This window comes from Dietzia sp. CW19, from assembly GCF_014145265.1.
GTDB classification, from domain to species: domain Bacteria; phylum Actinomycetota; class Actinomycetes; order Mycobacteriales; family Mycobacteriaceae; genus Dietzia; species Dietzia natronolimnaea.
In genome coordinates, this window is sequence record NZ_JAALEE010000542.1 from 1 (window position 1) to 5,037 (window position 5,037).

Here is a 5,037-nt window from a genome sequence, read left to right on the forward strand (position 1 = left end):
GGACCCGTGCGGGGGTCGACCGGCCCGCGCACGGCCCGGGCGGGGGCGTCGGGAGCGGGGGCGTCGGGAGCGGGATCAGCCATCAGCGGGCGCCTTTCCGGGAATCGAGGATCGAGTGGCCGTACTCCACCAGCTCGCGGATCTGCGGGCCGATGCCACCGAAGTCCTGTCCGGCCATGTCCCCGGCCTCGGAGCGGGTGGCCACACCCTGGGCGATCGCCGCGAACTTGAACGTCGCGAACGCCAGGTACCAGGGCATGTGTGCGGGATCCGTGCCGGTCGCGGAGCAGTACCTGTCCAGCAACCGCTGCGGGCCGGGCCACCCGGGGCCCGTGGTCAGACTCGGGATGAGCGGGACCTCGGGTCCGTCGGGATCGCCCCAGTACAGAACGGTCTGGGCGAGGTCGGCCACCGGATCGCCGAGGGTCGACAGTTCCCAGTCGAGGATCGCCTTGATCCGCCCCGGATCGTCGGCGTCGACCACACAGTTGTCCATGCGGTAGTCACCGTGGATGATCCGCGACGACGGCGAGGTGGGCAGGTCCCGGCCGAGTCGCGCGGCCAACTCGGGCAGGCGGTCCGCGCGGACGCTCGCGCTCGCCTTCTCCGACTGTCCGAGCCACCTGCGCAGCTGCCGATCGAGGTAACCCTCCGGCCGCCCCAGATCCCCCAGGCCGACGGCGTCCTGATCCACTGCGTGGAGAGCGACCATCGCGTCGATCTGCGCGTCCGCCATGGCCGCCTTGTCGTCGTCGGACTCGGCGTAGCCCGGCGGCAGTTCGTCGCGGATCACGTGACCGACGACCTTCTCCATCACGTAGTACGGGACACCGAGGTCCTCGCCGGTGGTCTCGTTGAGCACGATCCCGGCCACCGGGACGTCCGTCGACGCCAGCCCCAGCTGGATGCGCGCCTCGCGCCCCATGTCGTGGGCGCTCGGGAGGAGCTCACCCGTGGGCGGCCGACGCAGGATGAGCCCGCCGGCGTCCGAGCGGAGCGTGAACGTGAGGTTGGACTTGCCCCCCGCGATCAGCTCGGCGGAGAAGTCCGTCCAGGCCGCCTCGCCCGTGGCCTCGGCGATCTTGGGGCCCACGACGTCGGGGCGGAGGAGTCGGTCGACCGCCGGGCCGGCGGACGATTCTGGTGGAGTGGTCATGGGGTGATCCTCGCGGTTGATGGGCGGCCGGATGACCGGAACGGGCACGGACTAGTCGTGGCCGACCGTGTGCAGGTCGTTGCCGCGGGTCTCCTTCATGATCGCCGTCGCGATGATGGTGCAGACGCAGAGCACGATGATGTAGGCGCTGATCATCCAGTACACGTCCCACTCGATGAACTGCGCGTTGAGGTACGGTGCGCTGCCGCCGAAGACCGCGACGGACAGGGAGTAGGCGAAACCGATGCCCGCCGTGCGCATCTTGGTGGGGAACGCCTCGGACATGAACGACGACAGGATGGAACCGGCGGCGGCGACCAGGGTCATGGCGATCAGCGAGGTGAGGAACAGGGTCCACGGTCGGTCGTCGATCATGCCCATCAGGAACGGGGTGGTGACGATGGTGCCGACAGCGAAGATGAAGATCACCGGGCGCCGGCCGATCTTGTCCGACAGCAGGCCCCACAGCGGGAGCGTGCACAGGGCGACCAGCTGGCTGCCGAAGATCATCCAGAAGGCGGCGCCCGCATCCATGTCGCGTTGGGTGATCGCGAAGGTGGAGGCGTACGAGCTCCAGGTGTAGTGGGCGACGGTGACGCCGGAGACCATGGTCACGACCAGCGCGATGGCACGGGCCAGACGGCCCCTGGAGAAGGTGACCACCGGGGAGGTCGGGTCGGCCGCGGCCGCCTCGGCGGCCTTGTCGAAGACGTCGGACTCCTCCATCCCGGCCCGCAGGTACAGCACGAACAGGGCGAACACGGCACCGAGCAGGAACGGGATGCGCCAGCCCCACTCGCCGACGGCGGACTCGGACAGCACGGCGGTGATGGTGCCGCCCACGCCGTAGGCGATCACGGTGCCGCCCATGATGGCGACGAAGACCAGGCTCCCCCACATCCCGCGACGGTGGGGCGGCGCGATCTCGGCGACGTAGCTGTACGCGGTCGCGGACTCACCACCGTGCGCGAAGCCCTGGACGATCCGGCACAGCAGGAGCAGCACGGAGGCGAAGACACCCAGGGTCTCGTAGCTCGGCAGCAGGCCGATCAGCAGGCTCGCGCCCGCCATCATGAGCATGGTGGAGATGAGGACCCACTTGCGGCCCTTGACGTCGGCGATCCGGCCGAAGACGATCCCGCCGAGCGGTCGGACCAGGAAGCCCACCGCGAAGACGGCGAACGTGGCCAGCAGGGCCGAGACCGGGTTCTCGTTGTTGAACATCGCCGCCGCGATGAACGGGGCGAACACCGCGTAGGCGGTCCACTCGTACCACTCGAACAGCTGCCCGGTGGTGCTGGCGGCGAGCGACCTCTTGGCGTTCCTGTTGCCCTCGGCGGACTGCGTCGGGGTGACCTCCGAGGGGAGGTCGGGGCGGATGCTGGCCTCGGCCATGTCATCTCCTTCGGGTCGGGTGAGGGGTCTGGGGAATCAGGAGGGGGTGTGCTCGTCGCGGAGTTCGCGGCGACGGATCTTGCCGGTCTGGGTCTTGGGCAGCTCGCCGACCACGTGGACCTCGGCGGGCCTCTTGTAGGCGGCGAGTCTGGAGGCGGCGAAGGCGACCAACTCCTCCCCGGTGGCGGTGCGGCCCGCCTTGAGGGAGACGAACGCGACCACCTTCTCGCCGCGGTACTCGTCCGGCAGGCCCACGACCGCGGCCTCGAAGACCGCGTCGTGCTCGTACAGGACGTCCTCGACCTCGCGGGGCCAGACCTTGTACCCGGAGGCGTTGATCTGGTCCTTGAGCCTGTCGACGAGGTAGACCCAGCCGGCGGAGTCCATGACGGCGACATCACCGGTGTGCAGCCGGCCGCCGGGCATCGCCCCGGCGGTGGCCGCGGCGTTGCGCCAGTACCCGGACACGATCTGGGGTCCGCTGAGGACGAGCTCGCCCTGCTGGCCCGGCGGGACGGGTCGATCGTCGACGCCCACCACGCTCGCGTCGACCCCCGGGAGTGGGACCCCGACGGAGAGCGTCCCGCTGGCCTCGTCCACGGGGGCGCGGAGTCCGGGCGGGACGGCGACGACCCCCGAGGTCGTCTCGGTCATCCCGTAGGCGTTGTGGATGTAGTGGCCGAACCGCTCCCGGAACCGCTCGACCGTCGACGGCGGGATCGGTGCTCCCCCGCTGTAGAGCGTCTTGACGGACGCGAAGTGCTCCGGGCCGGCCTCGTCCAGACGCATGAGCGCGTTGAAGGCCGTGATGGACCCGATCGTGTAGGTGACCCGGTGTTCGCGGAAGGCGTCCAGGACGACCTCGCGCCGGAAGCGCCCGGCGAAGACCAGGGCGGTGTCCCCCAGCAGGCCGAGGGTCGCGTTGATGACGGCACCGGTGATGTGGAACAGCGGCGCTATGGCCAACACCACGTCTCCCGGCACGATGCCGACGAAGTCGGCGAAACTCCGGGCCACGGCCACCACGTTCGCGTGCGAGTTCATCGCACCCTTCGGGGGACCGGTGGTCCCCGAGGTGTAGGTCAGCAGCGCGAGGTCGTCCGGTGACACCGTGACGGGAGCCGGGGTCCGACCCGAGAAGTCGGAGATGAGCCGCACGAGATCGCCGTCCTCCGACGGCACTCCCGGGTCCGTTCCGCCGAATACCCGGGGGTCGTTCCTGGTCTGGAGGTCCCGCTCGCTGGTGCTCAGGATCCATCCGGCGTCGGTGCCCTCCACGCTCTCGCGGATCGCGGCGACGTCCCGGTCGGTGGCGATGATCCCCACCGCGCCGGAGTCCTCGACGGGCAACCGGAGCTCGCGACCGAAGTACATCGGGTTGAGGACCACGGCGGCGGCGCCGATCTTCCACAGGGCGAGCAGCGCCAGCGCGTACTGCGGGATGTTCTGCAGGTGGATGCCGACGCGGTCGCCGCCCCGCACCCCTCGATCCTGCAGCGCCGCGCCGAGGGCGTCCGACATGCGGTCGACCTCACGCGCCGAGAGGATGGTGTCGAAGTACGCGACCGCGGTCCGGTCCGGACTCGTCGCGACCCGGTCGCGCCAGGCGTCGACCAGTGTCGCCCGCCGCCCCGCGAGGCCCTCGTCGAGACCCGGACGGTACAACTCCCGCCACGGGCGCGGGTTCGGTCCGTTCATCATCGCCCTCCGCTCCGTCGGCCCGACCGAGCGATCGCTCGGTCCGATGTAGTGTTACCCACACCACATCACGTGTCAAGTGATCGACAGCTAGGGTTTTTCGATGACCGAGGAGAGTCCACCGATGAGCGACTGGCGAGAATTCGGGCCCGACACCCTGTCGCCCCCGTTACGTGCCGCGTTGGTCGTCTTCGCGCAACACGGGTACCACGGCGCCTCGATCAGGATGATCGCCGAAGAGGCCGGACTGTCCGTTCCGGGCCTCTACCACCACTATCGCTCGAAACAGGCGATCCTCGCGGCCGTGGTGGACACGGCGATGGCGGAGATGCTCGAGCACACCGGCGCGGCCGTGGAGGACGCCGGGAACCACCCGGTCGCCCGCTTCGAGAACCTCGTGGAGTGTCTCGCCCGCTTCCACATGGCCAGGCGGGACCAGGCGTTCGTGGCCTCCACGGAGATGCGGAGCATGGACCCGGGCGTCCGCGCCCACCACATCGCCCAACGCGACTCCCAGCAGGCGATGCTCGAGGAGGCCATCCGGGCCGGCGTCGACTCGGGGGACTTCGCCTGTGAGCACCCCGAGGACGCGGCCCGCGCGATCTCGTCGCTGTGCGTGTCGATCTCCTCCTGGTACCGCCCCGACGGCCCGCTGGCGAGAGACGACGTGGTGGCACGACACCTGTACTTCGCCCGCGGCATGGTGGGCGCGGGCCGGGCCGGCGGCGTCGCCGACCCCTCACCGTCCCCGAGTTGACCGGCCCTTCCCCCGCGGCGCCTGCTGCCGG

4 protein-coding genes are annotated in these 5,037 nt (G+C 70.2%); 1 reads left to right on the top strand and 3 read right to left on the bottom strand.

Going from position 1 to position 5,037, the window contains the following annotated elements:
• Nucleotides 1-82 precede the first annotated feature (82 nt).
• From G6021_RS15435 to G6021_RS15445, 3 genes are read right to left on the bottom strand one after another with little or no spacing between them, the layout of a single operon-like run.
• Complete coding sequence (locus G6021_RS15435) at nt 83-1,156, bottom strand: phosphotransferase family protein (RefSeq protein WP_182641670.1); 1,074 nt, start codon at nt 1,154-1,156, stop codon at nt 83-85.
• Between the two features lie 51 nt (nt 1,157-1,207).
• Nucleotides 1,208-2,551, bottom strand: a complete 1,344-nt coding sequence (locus tag G6021_RS15440; RefSeq protein WP_182641671.1) for an MFS transporter — start codon at nt 2,549-2,551, stop codon at nt 1,208-1,210.
• 36 nt (nt 2,552-2,587) lie between these two features.
• Nucleotides 2,588-4,249 carry an AMP-binding protein gene (locus G6021_RS15445; RefSeq protein WP_182641673.1) on the bottom strand — a complete coding sequence of 554 codons (1,662 nt, stop codon included), beginning with the start codon at nt 4,247-4,249 and terminating at the stop codon, nt 2,588-2,590.
• 124 nt (nt 4,250-4,373) lie between these two features.
• Here G6021_RS15445 and G6021_RS15450 point away from each other — a divergent pair, with 124 nt between their 5' ends.
• Nucleotides 4,374-5,006: a TetR/AcrR family transcriptional regulator gene (locus G6021_RS15450; protein WP_182641672.1), complete on the top strand. Its 633-nt coding sequence runs from the start codon at nt 4,374-4,376 to the stop codon at nt 5,004-5,006.
• Nucleotides 5,007-5,037: the final 31 nt, after the last annotated feature.

What these genes read in the sequence shown, in the direction of transcription:
- G6021_RS15435 (WP_182641670.1), bottom strand. Translation starts at nt 1,156, where the DNA reads ATGACCACTCCACCAGAATCGTCCGCCGGCCCGGCGGTCGACCGACTC.
- G6021_RS15440 (WP_182641671.1), bottom strand. Translation starts at nt 2,551, where the DNA reads ATGGCCGAGGCCAGCATCCGCCCCGACCTCCCCTCGGAGGTCACCCCG.
- G6021_RS15445 (WP_182641673.1), bottom strand. Translation starts at nt 4,249, where the DNA reads ATGAACGGACCGAACCCGCGCCCGTGGCGGGAGTTGTACCGTCCGGGT.
- G6021_RS15450 (WP_182641672.1), top strand. Translation starts at nt 4,374, where the DNA reads ATGAGCGACTGGCGAGAATTCGGGCCCGACACCCTGTCGCCCCCGTTA.